Source organism: Bacillus sp. FJAT-28004 (assembly GCF_001280845.1).
Classification (GTDB): domain Bacteria; phylum Bacillota; class Bacilli; order Paenibacillales; family Paenibacillaceae; genus Pristimantibacillus.
Genome location: NZ_LGHP01000006.1, coordinates 1 through 23,517, shown reverse-complemented (window position 1 = coordinate 23,517; position 23,517 = coordinate 1). Strand labels below are relative to the sequence as shown.

Sequence of the window (23,517 nt, the reverse complement as noted above, 5' to 3'; positions counted from 1 at the left end):
AAACTTGGTCGGTGCCCTCGCTCCTCTATTCTAACAAAACGGAGGATGAATAAACAATGATGAAAAAAATGATTAAATTGCTGCTTACTTCTAAATCGGAAAAAATCCATGCGTTGCGTGCGGTGCTTATCCTGGTCTTAGCTAATCAATTGATGAAAGGTTGGTTTGATATCAGCTTAGTGAGCTGGGCACTGAAGCAGCTTGATTATATTGCTAATACAGTTTGGTGGAATGTACTCGGTGCCATGCTATTTATCGGAATTATGGTGGTTTCAATCCGGAACGTGCTCGAAATTGACCGGGAACAACAAGAACAGGATGCTGCAGTGAAAAGCCAAAATAAAGATCATGTCGTGATTATTAGGAAGGTGATGAAATGAAATTACTTCGTTTGGTCATAACAGTCGGTATTTTCTTCTTCTGTTCACAAGGAATCACGGTTTTTCTATTCCGAAAAATGATTGAGTTTGCTGTTGATCAAAAGCTCCCGATCGATGAGCTTATAACTTATCAAATGCTAATTATGAAAATCGTAGTCGGATCCATGATTGTTTTAGGTGTTTTGTTCATGATCCTGGTCATTGTTTTTATTTACAGAGCGGTACGGTCGCAGGATCCGGTTATGGTGCCATTTCAGGTGAATCGTGAGGCGTAAACAGGACCTGCGGCGGACGGACGGCGGTTATGAGATGCGGGAGGGGATAAGGATATGAGAAACCATATCGTGTTTTGCAGTGCAGGGAAAGCAAGCTTAGCTGCAGCTGATTTTATTCAAACGCTTCACCCAGAAGATAATATCGTGCTGTATTTCACAGATACATTATGGGAGAACGAGGACTCGTACCGTTTCATAAATGAAGCCTCGGATAAAATGAAGCTCCCTTTATTGACCCATAGTACGGGAATGAATCCCATCCAGCTCATGTTTGAGAAAAAAATGGTCTACAACAACCGGATTGGTGATTGCTCAAAAATTTTGAAGCAGCGCGTAGCCAGTGATTTTTTGAAAAAAGGGAAAAGGCCTGCAGTTGAGTATTGGCGTAACCGGCATTATCTGAAGAATGAAGATTTCATTACGGATGCCGTTTTGTATTTTGGAATCGGGTTTGATGAAATGCACAGGCAAGACGCCATTATTGAGAACTGGAAGCCGTTCAAAGTAGAGATGCCGCTGATTCACAACAACATTTGGAAAGAGGACGTGCTGAAGAAATACGAGATTAAGCAGCCGATTCTCTATGATTATGGATTCGCGCACAACAACTGTAACGCCAGGTGCGTTAAAGCTGGCCAAGCTCACTATAAACTGCTTAAAGCCAAGATGCCGGATGTCTATCAAAAGATTATGGAGCAAGAATACCATTTGAAAATGTGCGTATCCGCGTACCGGTATATCAAGGATACCGTTTCAGACGGTAGGGATGGATTTACAGAAGAGGTCCGAGAAATGCTCTATCAAGAGATCGATGACGCCTATAGAGATTATTTCTATGATCGAGCTCCAAAACCAAAGCTCTACATTCATCCTGCAGCTGGAGCAACTTGCGAACACATGCACATTAAACAGTACGCATTTATGAAGAAACAAGCAAAACAACCGGTTAAGAAAACATTTACGGATGAGGCAGGTAAGCAGCATACGATGCTGGAGTATCCGAATGTTCCCTATCCTATTCATACGATGGAGGATGAGCTCAGGAAAGACCAGCAAATTGATCTATTTGATTTTGGCGGCTGCGGCTGCTTTGTAGATGCGTTTGATGCAAGCTAATAGACAAACATGGGGGTTTTTATGATGGAAGATAACAAAGATATGATTATCAAAAAAGGCTGTATGGATCTGCTTTATGGCGGAACGCGGAAAAAGGGATATAAAACCGAAGCGTTAACGAAATATGAGCAGCAGGTTTTCCAGGGTGTTTTGGAGGCACATATTTCAGGGATTAAAGACGAACGCAGGCGGTTAATAGTGAGCCGGCACCTTGGAATAAATGGTTTTGAAAAGGAAACGCGCAAGGTAATTGGCGAATCGTTGGGAATCTCAGGAAGCCGGGTCAGCCAGCTGGAACGAAAGGGTTTATTAGAATTATTGCGGAGCATCAATCCGAAATGGCGCGCTTGGGTTAAATAAACGAACCCAGTCTAGAAAAATCTAATCCTTCAGAAATAAATGAATTTAGATTGCGAACATGTCAGCTTCTACCTTAAAGTGGATATATAACATCACTTGGAGGATTAAGAATGGACGATCGTAGTACAAAAGATTTGTATACGGATAATGGACAATATACGCAGCAGCGGCTTGAGGTTCACCGTACTATTATTAATGAGCTCATCGAAGGCCTCTCAGCAGCTACGAATCAACCTGTAGTTCATTTAATGGGCGGCGGAACAGCATCAGGAAAATCTGCGCTTTCAGGACTTATGATTAATGGTTTTAAGTCAGAAAGGGAAAGTGTACTGGTAATAGATTCAGATAGAATTAAATCGATGCTCCCGGAGTACACGCAGCTGCAGCAACGGGATCCGGAGAAAACAGCTTCGATTCTGCATGATGAAAGCAGTGATATCAGTGAAAAGCTGTACATGAAAGCAACAGAGAATAAACTGAATATCATTTTTGATGGCACAATGAAGAATAGAGAAAAATATGAACGTTATATAGATATTGCTAAATCAAACGGTTATAAAGTATCTGGTGTACTGGCGGATGTTCCATTAGAAGAAGCCTATCGCCGTGAAAATATACGCTTTTTAAAGGAACAAAGGAGGGTTCCAGCAGAGATTGTGAAGGAAAGTCATGCAATGGTGCCTGTGACTTTTCATCACATTAAGGATAAACTAGACTCATTCTTTCTATATGATATGTCTGAGCGCCATCCAGCGCAGTTTTACGTAAAGGACAATAACCAAATACGAGTATTGGATGAGGAGAGGCTAGCCAGTTTCTATGCTAAAGGTGATCTGGAAGCTGACCAGTGGATCAAGCTGGAAAAACCAATAGAATTAAAAGAGCTCATCAAGCAAGCGAAGGGCATGCCAACCGGCGCGCAGGTAACGGCCGAGCTTCTCAAGTCTCCTGTACAGAATTATAAAGTAGATGTGGTAAACGGTAGAGAGGTTATGAACTTTAGGCTGCAGGATGGAAAGAAGACTTTCGCTCGAGAAAATGCCCTTTTTATCGCAAGAGAAGAAAAATCAGATCCTGGATCAAGTTAGTAAGGGGAATCTGATATCAAAAACACGGAATATGGGTTTAGAGATTTAGATGAAAAGCGTTATAATATAATAAAGAGGTGATAATCGTGGATATAACCAAACTTATGAAGTACGTTGAGGACAACAAAGAAGAATATTATAAAGAATTGTTGGCCAGAGAAGCTGCAGAGCTAGAAGAAGCAAGGAAGAAAAATGCTGAAAAGAAAGCTCCTGCTCAAGATGAATAGGGGTATAAGTCAGCTCTAGATGGACGGGAGATGTGCCGATATGGCTCACCCGTCCATTTGTGTTTTATGGATCTGTTTTCTTATCTGTTAGATCTACCTCTAGGTAAGCAGCCAGCCTCGTTTGAATTTCAATTTTCAGATGACTCCAGAACATCTTAAATTCATGCTGATATCCGCGTACGACAAACTTCGTTGTGAAAGCATCTTTTTCTCTAATTTCTTCAAATATTTTAATACCGGCATTTCTCATACGGTTTTTAACTTCATAAAAGGAAGTAGTGGCATCATTTTGTGCTTTCCTTAGCAGCCGTGCGTAGACTGAATTCATTTTTGCATTAGAGGCCATAATCACTTGTATATCTCTTTCAAGAACATCCAGGATGTAAGGAAACAAAATGGCATCCTTAACAATCTTCGTATCATCATTGTTATATTGTTTTGCTGGCATTTGATGAAGCCCCACCTTCAGCATATATATTCTTATCATTATAAACCGAACAAACGTTCTTTTCTAGTTGGGGATTTGTTCCAAGGAAGGTAAATGAACGTATTATGAGGCTCTGACAGTCGATATGGAAGCCTATAGCCTTTTAAGGTGTATTAGCTGGTACAACCGTCTAAAAACAGAAAGAGACCCATCCTAGGGCCTCTAGTCATATTTTTTATGGATTTGGTAAATTTGCAGTCATTTTGTTAGTCCGGTAATTCTTCAAGCATCTTTTCATCGCAATCATCACAACGAATATTTACCTCCTTTGATGCACGAACTGAGTTTCCGCAGCTGGGACATACAATCTTTCTAATATGCGATTTACGGCGTGGCTCTTCCTCATCCGTTTGCTCTTCATCCTCTTCATTTTCAGGAGCAACGGTACCGAACGTATTGCGAGCGATCGTAAAGACGGACTGGTTGATAGGAAGGGTTTCAACTTTATTGATGGTTTCGACTGTAAGCTTTGCAAAAGCCCAACCAAGTTTTTTATCCGGCTTATCTGACTCGTAATAAAAACCCCGGCGTAAACATTCATCACGAAACAGCTTGTTGTGGTACTGGCCGGAACGGGAAACGTCTTTTACTTTGTGGACCTTGTTATATAAATGAACCATTTCATGCAGCATGGTATTCATCGTTTCTAAGAATGCAATATTTAAGTACTCTGCAGCGATGTTAATTTCATAAAGTTTAATGGATCCTTCAGTATCAAACCAAATGGGTTGCCGCGAGCACCAGCCCATTGTTGAACGCTTCCCACCTGATTGTATCGTGATTGCTATATCTGGAAGCTCACCATCAAAGAAGGCTAGATTCAAGCGGCGGTAGACATTATGTAATTCTTCGGTTAATACCTCGATGTTATTCAAATCCAGGCTCCTCTCCAGTGCTTTCTTTAAGTATATATTTATTGAATGTGTACTTTCAATCATTTATTGAATGTACACATTCAATAAATGTAACTAAAAAAGAGCCATTCCCTTAAGAGGCTGGCTCTTAGAAAGCGACTCTATCATTCTTTGATTCTGCGCTGCAGCTTTTCACCTCGAATACGCATCATTTGCTTCAAAGGCGGCCTGCTGCAGCCGTAAACGGAGGATTATAAAAGCCTACCAAATAGCGCTGTATATGGGCAAAAGGAGATTTTAGCATAAGGTTCCCATGAATTTGCAAATTTCGACTTTATCAAAATCTAGTAATATGATATAGTAGACCGTAAAAGAGGCCATCTTTTAGCGGATGGATCGATCCTTGAAAATAGAAAAAAGCCACCGTTTCAAGCGCTACAGGTCGCCAAACCTTTAGCTGCTCCGACCGTCTCAAACACGGCGAAACAGGCGCTAACGATGACTTCTTCTAAATTGACAAGTCAATTGGTTGTTAAGAACAACTTTCTGACATCATTTTAGCATAACGAACGCACTGTTTTCAAGCGTTCTTAGCAAAATGGGAGAAGTTACATAGGTCTAAATACTGACTATCGTAGAGCCCTGCTTCCTACCGTGTTAAATCGGTCGGAAGTAGGGCTTTTTTAGTTGTCTAGGATCGCAAGCCGGATGGCCAGCGTAGCTCGTACAGTGCGCCATAGCCGCCGATCTAGCTAAGTTTCATAAAAAAAAACAAGTTAACTCTACTCAAATTTCATTTTTTTGAAAAATTGAGCTAATAGGGTCTAATTTCCTATTGCCTAAATTCAAGATAATGAGATTCAACTACTTTTAGTACTTACAAACTACATATAATTTGCGCTCCGGAGTGTCTTTCTTAAAAAAAGAAGGCATACCGAGGGCTTGGTTTCCTATTGTCAATTTTAGTAATAGGGTAATTGAGCCGGGTGAGATCCGCAGATCTTGGTGGAACAGGATACCACGGCCCATAATAGGGGAATGTTTCTTGAGGAAAGAGATCGTCTTTAAAGAGAAGACAATCTTTTTCCTGAAGAAAGATTATAAAAGACCTGCTCGTTCTATGCGGCGTACCGGTGGCTAGTAGTTCGATGTAACGATGGTTGCCACGTTTCGGCCGTGGCCACTTGCACTTAACCAGGTGCGAAGTGAAGCTTCACTCTCGAAGTCTGTCTCTTACCGGGGACAGACAAACCGGATAAATACGAAATGCAAACCAATACTATGTGACTCCATAGTGGATTGCGACCGTTCCGATTGCGCTTGCGAGCGCAGGGTAGTACGTGGTTAGGATGTCGCTTGAACCTTACTGGAAACTGATAAGGGAGACAGAATCACGCAGGCAACTAATAAAGCCGTGGTGGCGGATCGATATATAGGAACCGTAAACGATCCAGAGCAATAAGCTCTATAAATAGTTGGCGCTTTGAAAAGAGCGATGGGTAGAAACAAATCCGGCAGCCAGCCGACGTTAGTACTGGTCGTTTTTGTTACGCCAACCTTATCCCAAAAGCAGCCACCGATGCTGCTGTAGTCCAGCTTGATAAACTGGCCGGGATAAGGTGAATTGTGTCCACATCAAAACCTATTACTAAAAGATAATCGCAAATCCATATTCGAACTCCAATTCATCTTTAATGCAGGGGCGGGCGTGGGGAGAATGTTTTCAATCATGTGAAACGCTTGCGTTTCTACCCTTTGTTATAGAGCCTGTGGATACTTTATCAGAAAATACAAATCTATACACAGGGATGATGATTCTTTAGAGGGCTCCCCCTGGCGGTTGGTAACTCGAATAGATAACCTGACACCCAAGAGCAAAAAGAATATTTGTCTTTATAATCTAAGATTAAAGCGAAAAAAGAAGGATTCGATGAAGAAATTGATTTCAAGCATGCACAGGAAGCTGCAGCAGCTGGCTATAGACGCACACCCCAATCGTTTCTCGGCCAAGTTTATCTGAAATGTGTGGCAGCTAACCACAGATAACAATCCAGCAGCCAATATGATTGCATTCCAATAGCCCCAAGTGCTTGTGACACCTGGAGCATTATGTGATTTCGAATCTTCACTGAAAGATGGCGCGGATCGCCTTCATTAGATGCGGATCATCTATATAGTGGTAACGCGGATCGTTAACACGTACGAGCGCTCGTTCGAAGCATCTTAAGAATCACAGATGTTTTAACGTTTCCTTTCTCCCCGCATCCCAGTTTCGGAATGGTGCGCACTACAGGTACAAAGGTAAGCTGAGCTAAACAGTATCCTCTAAATCTTCTAATCTACTTCTAGTATCACCATTTCACTATCAAAATATACATCTATTTGAAGGACTTAATGAGAACAAAAAAAGGAAGGCAGCTGGGCCTTCCTTCCCTTAAATTCATTCGGACTCTCTAAATTTCTTTTCAAAATTGTCCCGTATATATTCCTCAATAAATCGATCGCGTTTGTTCAAGTCCTCTTCTTTACGAAATAACCCTGTCTTTTTAAGCCTTTCAGAATCTGATAGTTTCATCCATTGATCCAGAGCTTCGATTCTTAAGCTGCTTCTTACTCTGTTATCGGCAATTCTTTCTGCTTGTCTCTTAATACGTTCTTCTTCTGGGTTGTTTGTTTCCTGTAGTTGAGCGACCAAAGCTTGCTTATGGCTCTCCATAAGCTTTGAAATAGAGTCAAACTCTTGTTTTAGCAAATCGCCTACAAGATTTTGCATGTCTTGACCGAACTGAACACGCATTTGATCAATCGATACAACAGCATCACTCTTTTCAACAAAGTTCTCAGGGAAAGGCCGCAAATCTTTGATTTCGTCTGGAATTACTTCACAAATGGCTGCAAGACCCCAGCTTTGTGACCGCTTGTCTCTAATGTAACGAGCAACCTTTACATCAAGAGCATCATAGACTCTTTTATTGTCTGCAACTCGAGTGACCCAGTGTATCTTTTTAGATTCTAACAAATTGAACCAATCATTGAGTGTTGTGTAATGTATTTTTTCACCTACTAACTCTGAAACGACCTCTGAGAATTTATTTAATTGCCAAAATTGCGGTTCTTCTTTCACGATATTACTCATTCCTCTCCATGAACTAATCACTATTCAATGACTATTGCAAAGTCACTAGTCGATAACTTCTACCTACTCGAGAACTAATAGAGCATTCATAAAGCGTATCTATCTTAAATATAACTTAAGTGACAGCATAAGTGTAGACAATAAATCAATTATATAAACAATCCCACTCAATGACTACTAACTATTCAATGACTACTCTAGGATAACTAATGTATAATAGAATTCAATGGCGGTATATTTGATAAATTATGACTGAAAATGTGATCAGAAAGCATGTGAAACCGCCCAAATGCTTAAATATCACTATTCAAGCACTAATATGCTAGTTCACCGTTATTTATCGAAACAATAGCATAATGAGTCATTATGAATCATAAAGAGACATATATAATCATAATGACTCATTTATCCAGTTTGACTCAATGTTTTTCATTTTCTCTTTATGGAAGACAGGATCCTGTATAAGAGGGCTAGAGTAGTCAAAGGGCTGAAGTGGGTGGCAAATTGGAAAAACTGGCGCGTTCACTATGCACTAGGATAGCACTCCTGGTCCAAAGCGAACCTTCCGGCGTACGGATGTTAGGGGATCCTAGGCTATCACTAGAGTACTAGAGTAGTCAAATGGTTGTGGAAGGGTAGCCACAAGCGGTTTAATAGGCCGAATTGTCAGGTTCGGCATGAACCTGCTAACGATTCTGATAGATATCAAAGGGCTAGAGTAGTCAATAAGAGGCAGTATCGGCTAAATAGGCTGAACTGTCGTATGCACCAGTTAGTGCTTCTGGCAGCCGTCAATGGGTTAATGAAATGAAAGGCTGTAGCTTTACCCTTTAGTGTCAATGCGGACCGAAGCGAACCTGCCGGCGTACTGATACTAGGGGATCCTTGGCTCTCTCTAGAGTACTAGAGTAGTCAAATGGATGCAGAAGGGTAGCCATAAGCGGTTTAATAGGCCACACTGTAACGTTTAGCATGCACCAGCTAGCCATTCTGCTAGGCGTTAGAGGGCTAGTGAGGGCTAGAGTAGTCAAATGACTATAAATAGTAGCTATGAGTGGGAGAATAGGTTGAATTGCCTTGGAGTGCAATGGAATGCGTGTATTTGATAGAGATCCTTGCCGACTAATTAGAATATTAGGGGATTGAACCGGCTGGTGAGTATGTTGATAAGTTCATTTTTTACTGAAACTATATTGATATAAAAGGGTATATGTGGTAATATTATCTTATGCCTCATTATGACTCACGATGAATCATTTTGACTCAATATGACTCAAGACAATTATTTAAGAGGAGGGAAGAGGAGAATGGAGTACACAAAGGCGGTTATTCCGATCGAGGAGATCTGCCATAAGATACTTAAAAAATCCGTGTTAGATATTTTTTATCTCATTATCAAAGATTCTAATTTATCGCAGGCTGATATAAAACAAAAATTTGCTCAATATGATCCGGAGCCTAATGCGAAAGCCACAAAATACCGCTCACATATCGAAATAGGAATAGCTTGTTTGGAATCTGTTCTCTTCATAGATAGTTGGCAAGATGGAACAGCATTACGATATTACTTAACTCCATATGGGAAAATCGCCAAAGCAATTGTGACGAATCTGATGGAAGAAATCGATGAAACAATGTTACTAGGAAGTATAGTAGTGAAAAAAGTAATTGAGGGGGATATTAACAATGTCTGATGCACAAATCAAAATTGATGGTGAATGGGAACTTGAAGGATTTATTACGCAAAGTAACGCTGAAGCAAGTATTAAATATGGGTTTATTGGTTTAGGGCAAGGTGGATCGAAGATCGTTGATGCTTTTGCAGGCATAAGATCGAAGAATGGTGAGTCCGTCTACAAATGCCTTATTGTTAACTCCAATTTAGGTGACATGAAGAGTTTGAAAAACATTCCACAGCGCCTGAAGCTAAGTCTTAAAGGATTTGAAAAAGGTGTAGGAAAGAACCCGGAAACCGGTAAAGAAGCTTTTCTGAATAACGCATCAGACATATTTGACGTAATAAGCCGTGAAATGGCTGGTTGTGACTTCATTTATGTAGCTGCAGCGTTTGGTGGCGGAACTGGGACAGGCTCTATCAATGTTTTGGTAGACGCAATTGCTGATTATCTTGGAAAACCAGTGGCAGCTATAGCTTCAATTCCACGACCAAATGATGTTGAGAGCTTGAATGCATATAACGCACTGGCTGAATTAGTACCAAAACTGACAGATATTCGTGAATCGGAAGATCAACGGGTATATCGCGGCCTTGAAAATGTCATTATTTTAGATAATGAAAAAATTGTTCAGGATCACATCGCTGATCCGGAAGTTCAAGGAATAACATGGGATTATTACAGCAACTATAAAATAGCCAGTGTCATGCACGAAATAAACGTAGCTACAAGCCTGGAGAGCGAGATAACTCTTGATGCTGCGGACTTATCAGCTCATGTTTTAAAAACTGGCGGGATTCTTACCTTCGCTAAGAAGAAAATCAATATCGACAATTACAAAAATAATAAAGACGATCTAATCAACGAGATAATTTCAACGTATAAAGGGAAAAACGTATTAGCCAATGGTTTTGACTATCAGAATGATATGAAAAGCATGGCACTGATCGTTGTAATGCCAAAGGAGCGAATGGATCTTCTAAACCAAGATACATTAGAGCAGATCCGTTCACAAATGAGTGAGGAATTGCCAAACGTAGGTTTCTATCCAGGTTTCATAACGACATCAAGCAAGCGTCATGCAATTATATATACAATTGCAAGTATGGGAGGATTACCTGAGCGTGCTAAAAATTTGAGACAAGAAGCCGAAGAACTTCTTAAAATTAAAATGCTAAAGGAACAGCAAGCTTCAGGATTTCAAATGGGCGAAAAGTTGACGATAAGCAGCCAAGCTCCAACCAGAAAAGTAGGATCGAATCCTTTTGCACAAACTGCTTCACAACCGCAAAATAAAGTTGAAGAAAGTCCGAAACCAATCAAGGCAACTAACCCATTCCGAAATCTGTAAATCTAGTATTCGATCAAATGCGCTAGAGAATGAAACTAAAAATCACGGTGTACGACTCTTAATGACTCAAAAAGGCTCATAAAGACTCTTAAAGGGTCATTATGAGTCTTTTTTTGATTTTCAAACAATAAAATCTCAATAAACAAGATTCAGCAGAAATGGAATCCAGGGCAGTGTGGCGATCGAAAAAAATGGAAACTATATTATGGTAAATTGTTCATTTAGTAATAAATCTCAGAAGAGTTTAAATCTTAGATTCAAAGAATATTGTAGAACTTGTAATCTAATCATTCGAAGAATTTGGAGAAAATAAAGGCTGCAACCAACTGAAAGCTTTTAGGAAAAAAGGACTGGAAAGGCAGGTTCTAAGATCTAGGATCCTGAGATCGAGGGCCAGAACGGAACGGGTCAAAAGATAGAAGAGCGTAAGGTCAACGGCCAGAACCGAAGAGCCTGAAGGGCAAAGAGGAGAGGCATAATCAGAAAATCCCCCCATGACAAAGAGGCGAAAGCCGAAGTGGTATGGGGGTTTTTCTAATTATGCAGGATAAGGCGCGTAGCCGCGCAAAGCTACATATCGCTGGCAAAGCCAGCGAGGGTATATTATAAGGGTTGCTACATTGTGGGATACGATTTGGAAAAATAGTCCTTTCAAAAGCTACAAAATGTGGTAAACTAGTACTATGTCCCTATTAATTTAGCTACATTATGGATTGGAGGTGTAATTTTGCCAGAAAACAGAGATATTTTGACAAATCCGATTCATATACGAATTGATCAAGAAACCGAAGCCTTAGTTGAGGCGATAGCTAAACTCAGGAATGAAAAAAAAGCGGATGTCATGCGTCGATTCATACGAGAAGGTGCCAGAGCCGAGATTCTTTCAGAGACCAGCAGTCGGGATCAATTACTATACTTGATTCGGAAAGCAGTGGCTGAAACGAATAAACCTTTTGAAGAACGTCTAGCCAAAATCGCGGCTAAAGGAACCATTAATTCAGGAATAGCCATGTATACGAATTTGGAAGTTTTGGGTCAGCTCGGACGGTCAGATATTAGGGATGTTCATGCTAATGCGAGGAAGAAGGCAGTAGCTAATCTAAAGTCATCAGATGATTTAACAGATGGAAAAGTAGATAAGGATGACATCAATGAGTGAACATTGGGAAACGTTGATGAATGAACATGCACAATTCCAAGCTCCCTTTATCTGTAATATTGAATTTACTACCCCATCAAGATTTGCTTCAGTCAACAAAGGAGTAGTCGCAAAGAACGTCAATCATATCAATTACATACATGAACGTGCTGGATCGCATGGGCTAGTTTCCTCTGATGAGCAGTCTCCTAATATTGACGCACTCAAAGATGAAATGAGAAATCATAAAGGTGTGGTATGGAGGGTTGTTCTTAGTTTGACGGAGGAGGATGCTAAACGCCTAGATTATATGTCCAGTGATCGTTGGAAAACGGCGTTACAAGCAACTGTTCCAGAAGCAGCTGCACAACTAGGTATTGGCGAAACGAACTTACGCTGGGAAGCAGCCTTTCATGAAGAAGGCGGACATCCTCATGTTCATCTTGTTATGTGGGAAAAAACACCGAAGCGAAGAAGGGCTGTTTTGAGTCCTGCAGAAAATAGAGCATTCAAAAAGACATTTCAAAATGTGGTCTATGCGGAGGAGCGCTCAGCACTCTTTCAGCAAAAAACGATGACAAGAGATTTGATTCGAGACTTAAGTAAAAAGGAACTAGTGGACGCAGTGTCAATTGTTCGAGAGATTCATGCCTACGAGAAATCCATACAGATAGAGCGAGAATCTGGTGGACTAGGTAAAGCAGGAATAGCTCCGAAAATCTATGATACTGAATCCGAAACCTTATCTAGGCATTTAGCGGATATAGCATCTCAAATGCCAACGAAAGGTAGAATGGCTTTGCAATTTATGCCGGAGCAAGTAAAAGAATCAGTAAGTGCCACTACCAAATGGTTATTACAGCAGCCAGCATATTACCAAAACGTGCATCAATATTATGGGGCTGTTGAGGCAATGACACGGCAATACTCGTTCCAAGAAAAGGATATTACTAAAGCACTTGATAACGCGAGAGCTGATCTAGAAAAAAGGGTATCGCAAGTGGTCCTTCGAGCAGCTGCAGAGACGCGGAAAAAATCATTTGTAAAAGTAAATCCTGAAAGGGCAGTTAAAGCCGTCGAACTGTTCTCTACTGCAATGGGACGTCCGTTAGATAATCAAGCTACTCAAGTTTTACAAGAGTCTGTAGCTGTTCTTGAACGTTTAGGAATGGATGCAAATGAGCAGAAGCAGCTCTTTCAAGAATGGTTTAAAAAAGCGGATCTCAAAATTAAACTAAGCGAAGTAGAACGAATCATTGATGATCTCTACAAGAAAATTAGTCCAGACTTGATCCTTCAAACATTGCCTGAAAAGGATGCTGAAGCAGTAGCGAGTATTTTGAAGCTCGCTGGTCGTGATGATAAAACCATTATTCGTGAATTGCATAATGCCGGTATTAAACAAGAAACGATAGAAAAAACAATGGTAGGCGCTAAGCAAACGGAGAAAGAATCTTCCTCTTTCTTTATGAAAGAAAACGATTGGAACCGGCTCGCCAAAAATATTGGAATTACTACTCCCTATCCATGGGAGGAAGTAGAGCATACTGTCGTCATACCGGAGAACCAAAAAGAAGTGCTGGAGCAATTCTCCAAAGGATCCTTTCGTCCTGATATACCCGATGTTGAAAGAGGATATACCGCATACTGCATGACAGTGGCGTTAAAGCAAATGAACTTTAACTACGAGGATCGTAAAAATATCATGATGGAGTTTACCAAAAATAACCCTGTGAGTGATATGCAACGAATCCTTGATAGTATCCAAAAGGTAGAAACAAGTTATCTGAAAACTGAAACTTGGAGCCGGTTAGCGAAGAACCTAAATACCGAATTGAAATACCCTTGGCAAACGACTCGAACAGTCGAGTTAATTGAGAATAAATTTGGGGAAGCCTTACAAGACTTTAAACAATCTGCTGTGAAAATCGAAAATGCAGATGAGGTAAAGTGGACGGCAGAACGACTTATTCCATTTTTAAAATCCGAGCATGAAGCCTTTGATGTAAAGAACGAACTTATGAATTGGGCAGATCGAACAAAGAACTTGACGCATGATGAGGTCAATGCCCTAAACATCTGGAATAAACGAACGGAAGATATTCAGGTAATGGGGAAACATTTCGGAATCGTTGATTCTATTGTTGAAACGGTAAGCCAGCTGACTAAAGTATATGTCGCTGCAGGGCTAAATTCGGAACTTATCAATAAATTGATTAAAGATTGGAATCAAAGATCGGGTGCCAATATTGATGAAACTCGACTAGATAAGATTATATCGGGCACAGAAAAAACCAGTCGAGATGGCATGGATTGGGGAAGACCACCATATCTGAAAAAACAAGAGTTTGACGCATTATCTAAAACCCTTGGTGTAGATGCCCCTTATTTGTGGGGAGGAGATAAAGGACAAAATCAAAATCAATATACGCCTTCCATGAATTTAGCAAAACAGTTATGGAAAAGTGCATGGCAAGCCATCGATCAAGAACGTATGAAGAACCAGGCACAAGGTGAAATGCTTAAAAGGCAAAATCAACGGAAGATGCAAAGGGCAGCTGCGAGGGAGCAGGGAGATGACTAGTCGATCTCTCATATATTTTTCTTTAGCTTCCGAAACATAGGGTATTTGTCTAATTAAATTATCTCTAAAAAGATGCTAAGTTATAAGGTAAAGATTTTCCAATGAATCTTTCAATTATTGGAAATGAAAATCGGAAGTACATTGAGAGGGGAGATTCTATAGATCATATTTTTAATTTAATAGAACGAGAGTATTGAAGGAGGTTGATAGTTCGTGAACATAAGTTTTGTTCGCAAAGCTAAGAGAATCACGATCGCAGTTATTCTATTGCTAGATATTTTCTTGTTGCCGTCAATCCTTCTCTTACCGAAATATCTCGTTGAAAGTGGAGCAGACGGACCATCACTATGGCTCGATTCCTTTAATCTATTTTCAGCAATAGGTAAATTGTTCGAGGAAAAGATCCTGTTGCAGATCTGGGGGATATTACAGCTTTTGATAACCGTTTCTATCATTCTTATTCTATGGTCGAAAACGGGATTGAAAAAATCAAAAGAAGTATTCGGTGGACCACCCGCAGCTGGCAATGGACAGTACGGATCTAGTCGTTTTCAAACGGAAAAGGAAATAAATCAGAAAACAGTGCGGTGGAAATTTGCGGAAGCCGTCATTGCCGGTGGTATCGTTTTTGGAGCACTCATCCCGAAAAAGGGGGATAGCTTGGCATGGATCGATACAGATGATTCTAATTCATGCATTATCGGTACAACTCGTTCAGGAAAAACAAGGAGAATAGTATTTCCAACAATATGGCAGCTTTCTTATGCTGGTGAATCCATACTATTAACGGATCCCAAAGGCGAGTTGTATGAGCGGAGTGCATCGTTTCTTCGAGATCAAGGCTATAGCGTCAAGGTATTGGATTTCCGTAAGCCAGGTTGGGGGAATCATTGGAATCCACTGCAACCAGTACTTGACGCTTTAGATCGCGATGATGAAGCTGAAGCATCACAGCACGCATGGAGTATTGCTAACATGTTTGTTTATCAGAAACCTGGATCCAGTCAAAGTGGTGGAGAATCCATTTGGAAGGATGGTGCTGAATCAGTAATTGCAGCATTAATATTAGCCGTTGCAATGGAAGCGCCTGATAAAAATCAGAAACATATGTATTCCGTCTATAAAACGCTGGCCGAACTTGGGAAATCGCGAAAGATAATGATAGCCGGACAAGAGACGGAGTATGTCGCTTTGAACGATTACATGGAAAGCTTGAAGATGGATCATCCTGCTCGGGATGCTTATGCTACTGCATCTCTAGCGCCTGAAAAGACAAGAGGAAGCTTTTTCTCCAATGTAGCCTCTCTCTTACGTTTATTCGCGGATCCATCCATACGTTTTCTAACCTCAAAACAAGATCATGTATTGCATTCAATTGGCGAGACAAGCACAGCTGTCTTCCTCATTATTCCGGATGAAGATAAAACAAGACATCCACTGGCTGCACTATACATTGACCAAACGTACAAAGCTTTAGTAGAGCTTGCAAATCGTTCACCCAAAAAACGAATTCCAATTCGGGTAAATCAATTGTTAGATGAATTTGGTAACATGCCACCCATCAAAGATTTCGATACAAAGCTTACAGTTTCCTTGGGCCGGGGTATTCGTTGGAATATCATCTTACAAGATTTCAATCAATTGGATATTGCTTATGGTGAAAAGGTTGCTAGAGTCATTCGAGGTAACTGTCAAAATCTAATTTATCTGCTTACAACTGATGATGAAACAGCTGTTAAGATTAGTAAAAAAATGGGCCCTTACACCGTTTCTACTGAAGGAAGCTCTTTTAACGTAGGCAAAAACAATGTAAGCCATGGTGGGAATTTTGGATTGGCTGGGCGAGATCTGCTCACGGCTGAAGAGATTTTACGTTGGCCTGTAGGAAAATCGTTGGTTATAAGGGCTAGACAACATCCATCCATTTTTGAATTACCAGATTTAAGTGAATGGCCGGCGGATGAAGATTTTACACCAGATGATGGGATCGAGATTGAACGATACATTGGTCCAGTAAGTTTCTTTGTTCCTGATGTCAATAAGATTGGATCTGCTAGTACTGAGGAGCCATCTTATACAAATGAAGCTGTACCCAATAACGTCTCATTCATGGATGATGTCGATTAAGAACAGCCCATTTTTTTTGTTTTCAAAATGTCGATTTATGCTGTCGTAATAACAAGCATGCAGGCATTTCATGTCATTTAAGATCAAAAACAATCGAGGAGGAAATTGTATGTTTAAATTATTAGAAAAAGGTTCGCTATTTTTGAGAGAGTATAAAACGTTTCAAATGCTAGCATTGGTTACTTTTTTATCGATCGTAGGTGCTTCAAGCGTCTATGCAACACCGGCTAAACCAACAATTGTCTCAGGTGGAATTTTACTCATCAATGCTGCTAGTGGATGGTTATTACTTATTATTCCGGTAAGTAGCGCGGCAATATTCGGTTTCCATGCTTGGGCGAAGAGTGTAGCTGAAGAAGGCGGCGAAGTAGCTGATCGTAATAAAAAAATGAAACGAGTTATTATTTGGGGATCTGTCGCAATGAGTGGTTCAGCCATTATCAAACTAATTTTCTTCTACCTCGCTAATCAACCTGTAACATAGAGATCGGAGAGGATTCCTATATGTTTGAAAATATGATTAGTGGAGCAATGGAAGCCTTTTTTTCAGGTATAGCAGAATCTGCTATTAAAATGCTGACCGATTTATTAAGTGGTATGAGCGATATGACTACGGCCGTTTTGAATATGGCTGTAGTGAGTAATTCAATTTTATATGCTCAAGCTCTAGCAGGCAGTATTTTAATCATGAAATTCACTTATGAACTTTGGTATAACCATATTTTAAGAGCTAACGGAGACTCAGATGCAGATGTACAAGGCGTAATGGTACGCCTTGTACAAGCTGCGGCTATGATTATCACAGTCCCTTGGATAACGACAGAAGTATATAAATGGGGAACCGCTATTGCAACAGATATTGGTAAGCTAGAGGGGAAAAATATAAGTGCTGGCGGAGACGAGTTAAAAACCATGTTAATAGGGGCCCTAGCGGCGAGCATGGGGCCGCTCTTAATCATCACAGCTGTAGTCGCTCTATTCGCAATAATTGTATATTTATTAATTCTCGTACAGAGCTTCATACGTGCTGCTGAGCTCGCAGTTGTAGCTACAGTAGGATCATTTATGGCGCTAGGTTTAACGAATCCCAATAGCCAAGCTTTTCAAGGCTGGTGGAGAGAGCTGCTAAACATTTCATTGGCTCAAGCAATTCAACTATTTCTGGTTAAGTGTTCCTTCTTTGCAATTGCAATTAATCCTAAACCTGAGTATCCGCTTTTAAATGTCATGATTTTTGCAGGATTCATCTGGGTCACATATAAATCACCGACAATCTTAAAACAATACATCTACTCAACGGGTGTTGGTAAGGGAGCAGGGCAGGTAGCACAACAAGCGGGCTCCATGGTCATGATGCGGAAACTCATGACAGGTGGCAAAGCCTAATGGAAGGTGATTCATGATGGAAGAAAATATTGAATTCAAGCCATACGTGGTCCCTAAAAATGTGAAATCCAGATTCGAAATTTTTAATGGATTTGGAATGAAAGAGTTGGCGATGGTACTTATTGGAGGACTAATAGGTGCATGTCTTGGACTTATCATCATGTTTATTGTAGGTTCTCCTTTATGGCTAGGTTTGACTGTTCCTGGAGGAGCTCTTGGTTTCTTCATAGGTAAGCCAGATCCCAGAACGGGTAGAAATACATTTGATTTAATAAATGATGTCAGGCGTTTTAAGGGGAAACCAACGCGATATTATTATAGATTTGGAGATGGAAGGGGCGAATAGCCCCCTTTTTTCTATAAATGAATAGAGGTGATAGGATGTTTGGCAAAAAGAAGAAAGAAACACCGGCTGCAGCGAATAAATCAGCTTCTACAGGTGCAGCACCAGTGGAAAAAAAAGCTCCTTCTACACAAAGCTGGTTGCCTATCTTAGACATTAAAAACAGCTTAGTTTATAGAACGGATAATGCGATAGTGGCAGGTATTCGTGTTCAGCCTGTGAATATCAACTTACTTAGTAACAATGAGAAATTGAGACGGGTAAAACGACTGGAAGAAGTACTCAATGGAATTGATTATTTATATCAAATTATCGTTTTAGGTAAACCCGTTGACCTAGATCCTTACATACAAAAGCTTGAAACTAGACGGGGAGAAACCACTAGTATTATCAAGAAAAATCTCCTTAATATCTATTCGAAACAAGCGGCAGCTAAAGCGACAAGTGGTGAAGCTCTAGAGAAACATTTTTACCTTTTGATAGACTCACCACTTGGAAATAAACCTCAAATTGCGGAGCAGGTACTGTTACAAAGAGCTATACAATTATCAAGTAACTTAACCGGTGCAGAACTTATCAGTTCTGTTTGTACGGATAGTGAACTTCGTTCTCTAAATTTCATTTTTACTAATCCAGCTCAAGCAGCTTTTGAAAGATCACCGGATGATATTTCTGCGTTACCATCAATCCTTTATTATCCAGAGGGGGAACAAGCATGAGTGAAGTGAAAAAGAAAAAGGTAAGAAAAAAGACAGCTTCTACTCCTGTTAGCACTGGCCTGTTAGATATTTTAAGCCCATCCGCATTGGACTTTAAACCGAAAACGATAACCAACGGTGAAATGTATCAACGCGTCGTGACCATTATTAATTTTCCAAACCGTGTTGGTCCGGGGTGGATTAGCCAAGTCGCAACGTTACCTGGAGTAGTCGCAAGTATTCACGCAACTCCAACAGATCCGGTAGAACTAGCTAACCAAATCCGGATTTCAGTAGGCGAAATGGAAGGTAAGTTAAATCAGGGCGGTAATGGAGTAAATATGAGTCGCGTTGCTCAACAGTACAAAGACGCCATCTATCTTATAAATAAAATAGATAATGAGTCACAAGCTGTATTTTTTGTGACAGTTGTATTTTTAGTCACAGCGACTGATATGGATATGCTCCAAGAGCGATGCAAAAAACTAGAAGCAAAATTATCTGGTGCTGGCATGCGTGGTCGGACACCAATGTTCCGTCAAGAAGAAGGTCTAAAGTCAGTTGGTCCTTATCGTATTTTAGCTCCGGAGATAGCAGAAATTGGAGCTCGCAATATGCCAGTAGAGACGATCGCAGCCAGTTACCCCTTTGTATATTCTGGCATTAATGACGGAGATGGAATTCTGCTTGGATCTGATAAAGATGGCGGTATTTTGCTTGTGGATTTTTGGCAACGTGATGGAAGTCGTACCAATTCAAATGTGACAGTCCTTGGTAAGCCTGGTGTTGGTAAATCCACAGTCATAAAAAAATGTTTGTCCTTTGAGCATGCTAACGATACCGATGTTATTATCATTGATCCTGAACGCGAGTATAAGGATCTAACTCATCGATTACAAGGAGATTGGATCAACTGTGGAGCTGGTGGGGATAAAGGGAGAATTAATCCTCTGCAGATCAGAAACGTGCCATTAGACGATGAAGAAGATACAGAAGAAGCACTGTTTACGAAAGAAATGAAATCACAAGGACCACTTGCACTCCATTTCCAAATCTTACGGACATTCTTTCGTCTTTACTGTGGCAAGGATTTAACAAAACTCAAACTATCTTATTTGGAATTAGCTCTTGAAGATGTATTTAAAAAGAAAGATATCATTTGGCAAACTGATCCAAACCAATTGAAGAATGCAGATTATCCTTTCATGGAGGATATTTTTTATTGGTTAGAGGAAATGAGCAAAAAAGAATCCACTAAAGCGGTTTGGGAAGAGCTCATGATGCTCATTCGACCAGCTGCAGTAGGCGCAGATAGCGGACTTTGGAATGGACCAACAACATTAACGGGTGATTCCGATTTCATTTGTTTGGATACACATAATTTACTTGATGCTGCTAAGGAAATTCAGCAAGCACAGTATTTCAACATTTTGGGATGGAGCTGGAATAAAATTGCGAGTGATCGGACCCGCAAAACAATTTTAGCAGGCGATGAGTTCTATCTGAATGTTGATCCGGATAACCCAGAAACCTTGAAGTTTACACGTAATGCATCCAAAAGGATTAGGAAGTATGAAGGTGGACTTTGGGTAATCACTCATGACATGAATGACTTTATGGATCCAGCAGTAAGACGTTACGGGCAATCACTTCTAAGTAATCCAACCTATAAAATCATTATGGGCCAGGGCGAACAAGAAATTAAATCACTTACTGAACTGATGCATTTGTCAGAAAAAGAAATTGAAACCTTGATGGCAGGTAATCGAGGAGAAGCGTTGTTTTTCGCCGGTAGTAAAAGGGTTCATGCGAGCATTGAAGTTTCTAATGAAGAGCTGGCTTTATTCGGTAAAGGTGGCGGCCGTTAATGTGGGTCGCAGCTGGACGCATTGCGCTGTCTTTATTACCGAAGGATAAACTACTCCAATTCCTAATTTTCGTACCTTTAGCAATTGTCTTACTTTTTGGACTTTTGGTAGCTGCACCAGCAGGTATTTATAAGCATGTACCTTTAGCTGAAGAGGCTCAATATCAGTTTTATGTTAATGCGGCTGCACAAATGAAAAATGAGACTGGTGTAGATGTTGAATGGCAGAAAATTATCGCTATAGATGCTGTGCTTTTGCAACAAGATTTCACCAGTACCAGTCAACAACGTGCTTATGGTTATAAATGGGCTTTTGTAAGGGAAGAAACGATAACTGTTACTTGTCCTCCTTCGCCAACTCCGACACCGAAGCCAGGAAAACCAGGAAAACCAGTTGCAACACCAACACCTCAGCAATGTACAAAAACAGTGTATTATCCGAGATCATATGAAGAAACCCTTCAAATATTGATTAGTAATCGTACGATAAGCGCCAATCAGGTGGAAGATATTAAAGATTACAACAAATTTATGATTTCGATGAGTGACTTTGATGATGAGGATCATACGGGAGGAAGCGGCATTAATATTGGTGGGGATCTTGTCGTGAAGATCGGCATCTATGGCTGGGCACTTCCTGCAGCGAATACAAAAGTTACTTCTTCATTCGGTATGAGGATTCATCCTATAACCGGAGTGAAAACAGGTCATAAAGGAGTCGATCTAGCTGCAAATATAGGAACAGAAGTCTATGCCATCGCAGATGGTACGGTCATTCATACCGGTTATCTGGGAACAGGCGGTGAAACAGTTCATATTCAGCAAGAGAATAAGGTCGTATCCAAATATCTGCATTTAAGCCGTTATGCGGTGCAATCAGGAGCGAAGGTAAAAAAAGGTGACTTAATTGCCTATTCGGGAAATACGGGGGGATCGACAGGGCCCCATCTTCATTTACAAATTGATTTTAATGGTGTGCCTATCAATCCTCTTCGATTCTATTAATCATAGAGTACGGCTCATTAAAAAAGTAGCAGCCTCAAAGGGTTGCTACTTTTTATCAATCATGGACTTCATGAGTTCAATAAATATGTCGCGCTGTTCAGAAGAAAGCTTGTGAAATAAAGATATGAGCTCATTCTCTTGTGAATTTAATTTTAATTTGGAAGGTTTCATTTCAAATGGAAGTATGTCTATGAGGGTTAGATCAAAAGCTGAAGCGATTTTTATTAAAGTATCTACGTGTGGACTACGTTTATCTCTTTCAATTTCAGAAATAGTAGATTGCGTACAGCCAGATAATTCACCTAAATACTCAGCACTCCAACCTTTCTCCTTACGAAGCGCATGAATTTTTGTTCCTAATGACATGTATCCAACCCCAATTTATCAGTAATGTAATCTATCTTACCACAGGTAAAAAAGACTTACCTCATAATTAATTGATTCTAATAAATAGGCACAAAGGAGGAAAATAGTTCTAAATAATCACCATCTTTTCACAAATATTAATTGATATTTATCTCTAAATGATATAAACTAGAGTTAGTAATATATCCCAATGACTACTATACCACATATGTATAGGCTATTTCTCCTAAAACTTAAGAACTATGAGAAAAGGTTTATAAATTGTGAAGATCTAGGTTATTTCAGAATTGTTGGAGCCTTTTGGCGAAAATTGTATTTATATGCTTCGGAGGGATGACACTTGTTCGGGTATTTAGTAAGTCGGGAACGAAGTAAAGATTTTAATGATGCGCTTAAAGAAAAAGATATCTGGTTTAGCAAGGTAGGGAGCTTTAATAATGAATCCTTTATCCAACACTGTCAGGCAGCTGCTAACGTTGAACTGCAGTATTTAATTGTGGATGCGGATTGTACGGATGCAACTAGCTTGCTAAAAGGCTTGAGAATCTTCCGAGCATCAAGGACAACGGCGCGCATTATTTTAGTAGCTCCTGGGCGACAACCTGGCGATCCTACCATAACAGCCATGCTCCCTATGCAAATATGGGATATTATCGCACCAACCATTGAAGAAGAAGTTGAAGACGAAGACGAACTATCGGCGGAAGATGATGATGAAGAGGTATATATCGAAGAGGATCCTAATGCTTTATCTTTTCTGAGCATACTGATTCAGCAGCAAATCGTTTCTGAACTGAGCTATGGAAATGCTGCTCGCTGGGATGTAGGTAAAGAAGAACAAGCCAAACCCCAAACGAATCCGAGTAAAGAGAAAAAGGAAAGAGTGCCAAAGGATACGGTTGATCAAAGCAAAGTTGATCCCAGCATCATTGAATACATTGAAAACATAGAACTGCCGGAACCGCCGAAAGCAATTGTAAAAGAAGTGGTGATTTATAAAGATCGCATGATAGGGACGCCTGTTATAGCCGTTGGTGGTGTAGATCGGCGGAC

At 40.3% G+C, this 23,517-nt stretch carries 21 protein-coding genes and 1 pseudogene; 18 read left to right on the top strand and 4 right to left on the bottom strand.

Annotated elements, in window-relative coordinates; translation table 11 throughout:
- Positions 1–56 precede the first annotated feature (56 nt).
- From AC787_RS32420 to AC787_RS34400, 6 genes are all read left to right on the top strand, one after another.
- Positions 57–380 carry a hypothetical protein gene (locus AC787_RS32420; RefSeq protein WP_054029129.1) on the top strand — a complete coding sequence of 108 codons (324 nt, stop codon included), beginning with the start codon at positions 57–59 and terminating at the stop codon, positions 378–380.
- On the top strand, positions 377–655 hold the full coding sequence (locus tag AC787_RS32415; protein WP_054029128.1) for a hypothetical protein: 279 nt from the start codon (positions 377–379) through the stop codon (positions 653–655). The genes AC787_RS32420 and AC787_RS32415 overlap by 4 nt, the downstream gene beginning before the upstream one ends.
- Positions 656–709: 54 nt before the next feature.
- On the top strand, positions 710–1,771 hold the full coding sequence (locus AC787_RS32410) for a phosphoadenosine phosphosulfate reductase family protein (RefSeq protein ID WP_054029127.1): 1,062 nt from the start codon (positions 710–712) through the stop codon (positions 1,769–1,771).
- Positions 1,772–1,792: 21 nt separating this feature from the next.
- Complete coding sequence (locus tag AC787_RS32405) at positions 1,793–2,131, top strand: sigma factor-like helix-turn-helix DNA-binding protein (protein WP_161807604.1); 339 nt, start codon at positions 1,793–1,795, stop codon at positions 2,129–2,131.
- 110 nt (positions 2,132–2,241) lie between these two features.
- Positions 2,242–3,219 (top strand): zeta toxin family protein, encoded by a 978-nt coding sequence (locus tag AC787_RS32400; protein ID WP_054029125.1) that lies wholly within the window; start codon positions 2,242–2,244, stop codon positions 3,217–3,219.
- A gap of 86 nt (positions 3,220–3,305) precedes the next feature.
- Positions 3,306–3,446 carry a hypothetical protein gene (locus AC787_RS34400; protein WP_162531877.1) on the top strand — a complete coding sequence of 47 codons (141 nt, stop codon included), beginning with the start codon at positions 3,306–3,308 and terminating at the stop codon, positions 3,444–3,446.
- A 64-nt stretch (positions 3,447–3,510) separates the two neighbouring features.
- Here AC787_RS34400 and AC787_RS32395 read toward each other — a convergent pair whose 3' ends face one another.
- The 3 genes from AC787_RS32395 to AC787_RS32385 form a co-directional block, all read right to left on the bottom strand.
- A complete protein-coding gene (locus AC787_RS32395) occupies positions 3,511–3,894 on the bottom strand; it encodes a hypothetical protein (RefSeq protein ID WP_054029124.1) in 384 nt (127 codons plus the stop codon).
- Between the two features lie 245 nt (positions 3,895–4,139).
- A complete protein-coding gene (locus AC787_RS32390) occupies positions 4,140–4,808 on the bottom strand; it encodes a SprT-like domain-containing protein (RefSeq protein WP_054029123.1) in 669 nt (222 codons plus the stop codon).
- 2,419 nt (positions 4,809–7,227) lie between these two features.
- Complete coding sequence (locus tag AC787_RS32385; protein WP_054029122.1) at positions 7,228–7,923, bottom strand: hypothetical protein; 696 nt, start codon at positions 7,921–7,923, stop codon at positions 7,228–7,230.
- Positions 7,924–9,230: 1,307 nt separating this feature from the next.
- Here AC787_RS32385 and AC787_RS32380 point away from each other — a divergent pair.
- The 11 genes from AC787_RS32380 to AC787_RS32330 all read left to right on the top strand — a co-directional run bounded on the left by AC787_RS32380 (position 9,231) and on the right by AC787_RS32330 (position 22,098).
- Positions 9,231–9,617, top strand: a complete 387-nt coding sequence (locus AC787_RS32380) for a hypothetical protein (protein WP_054029121.1) — start codon at positions 9,231–9,233, stop codon at positions 9,615–9,617.
- Positions 9,610–10,950, top strand: coding sequence for a hypothetical protein (locus AC787_RS32375; protein WP_054029120.1), 1,341 nt, complete (start codon positions 9,610–9,612; stop codon positions 10,948–10,950). Before AC787_RS32380 ends, AC787_RS32375 begins: the two co-directional genes overlap by 8 nt.
- A gap of 727 nt (positions 10,951–11,677) precedes the next feature.
- A complete protein-coding gene (locus tag AC787_RS32370) occupies positions 11,678–12,109 on the top strand; it encodes a hypothetical protein (RefSeq protein ID WP_054029119.1) in 432 nt (143 codons plus the stop codon).
- The gene (mobP3, locus tag AC787_RS32365; RefSeq protein ID WP_054029118.1) at positions 12,102–14,672 is read left to right on the top strand and encodes a MobP3 family relaxase; all 2,571 of its coding nucleotides are present in this window, start codon (positions 12,102–12,104) and stop codon (positions 14,670–14,672) included. Before AC787_RS32370 ends, mobP3 begins: the two co-directional genes overlap by 8 nt.
- Positions 14,673–14,885: 213 nt before the next feature.
- Complete coding sequence (locus tag AC787_RS32360; protein ID WP_054029117.1) at positions 14,886–16,799, top strand: VirD4-like conjugal transfer protein, CD1115 family; 1,914 nt, start codon at positions 14,886–14,888, stop codon at positions 16,797–16,799.
- A 109-nt stretch (positions 16,800–16,908) separates the two neighbouring features.
- Complete coding sequence (locus tag AC787_RS32355) at positions 16,909–17,283, top strand: hypothetical protein (RefSeq protein WP_054029116.1); 375 nt, start codon at positions 16,909–16,911, stop codon at positions 17,281–17,283.
- Between the two features lie 20 nt (positions 17,284–17,303).
- Complete coding sequence (locus tag AC787_RS32350; RefSeq protein WP_054029115.1) at positions 17,304–18,185, top strand: conjugal transfer protein TrbL family protein; 882 nt, start codon at positions 17,304–17,306, stop codon at positions 18,183–18,185.
- A 13-nt stretch (positions 18,186–18,198) separates the two neighbouring features.
- A complete protein-coding gene (locus AC787_RS32345; RefSeq protein ID WP_054029114.1) occupies positions 18,199–18,531 on the top strand; it encodes a PrgI family protein in 333 nt (110 codons plus the stop codon).
- A 35-nt stretch (positions 18,532–18,566) separates the two neighbouring features.
- Positions 18,567–19,247 carry a hypothetical protein gene (locus tag AC787_RS32340; protein WP_054029113.1) on the top strand — a complete coding sequence of 227 codons (681 nt, stop codon included), beginning with the start codon at positions 18,567–18,569 and terminating at the stop codon, positions 19,245–19,247.
- The gene (locus tag AC787_RS32335; RefSeq protein WP_054029112.1) at positions 19,244–21,094 is read left to right on the top strand and encodes a VirB4 family type IV secretion system protein; all 1,851 of its coding nucleotides are present in this window, start codon (positions 19,244–19,246) and stop codon (positions 21,092–21,094) included. Before AC787_RS32340 ends, AC787_RS32335 begins: the two co-directional genes overlap by 4 nt.
- Positions 21,094–22,098 (top strand): M23 family metallopeptidase, encoded by a 1,005-nt coding sequence (locus AC787_RS32330; protein WP_054029111.1) that lies wholly within the window; start codon positions 21,094–21,096, stop codon positions 22,096–22,098. The genes AC787_RS32335 and AC787_RS32330 overlap by 1 nt, the downstream gene beginning before the upstream one ends.
- Positions 22,099–22,143: 45 nt before the next feature.
- On the opposite strand, the gene AC787_RS32325 is transcribed toward AC787_RS32330, so the two are convergent.
- Complete coding sequence (locus AC787_RS32325; protein ID WP_054029110.1) at positions 22,144–22,464, bottom strand: helix-turn-helix domain-containing protein; 321 nt, start codon at positions 22,462–22,464, stop codon at positions 22,144–22,146.
- Between the two features lie 340 nt (positions 22,465–22,804).
- On the opposite strand from AC787_RS32325, the pseudogene AC787_RS32320 reads away from it, so the two are divergent.
- Positions 22,805–23,517, top strand: a pseudogene (locus tag AC787_RS32320) (hypothetical protein); the annotation flags it as partial.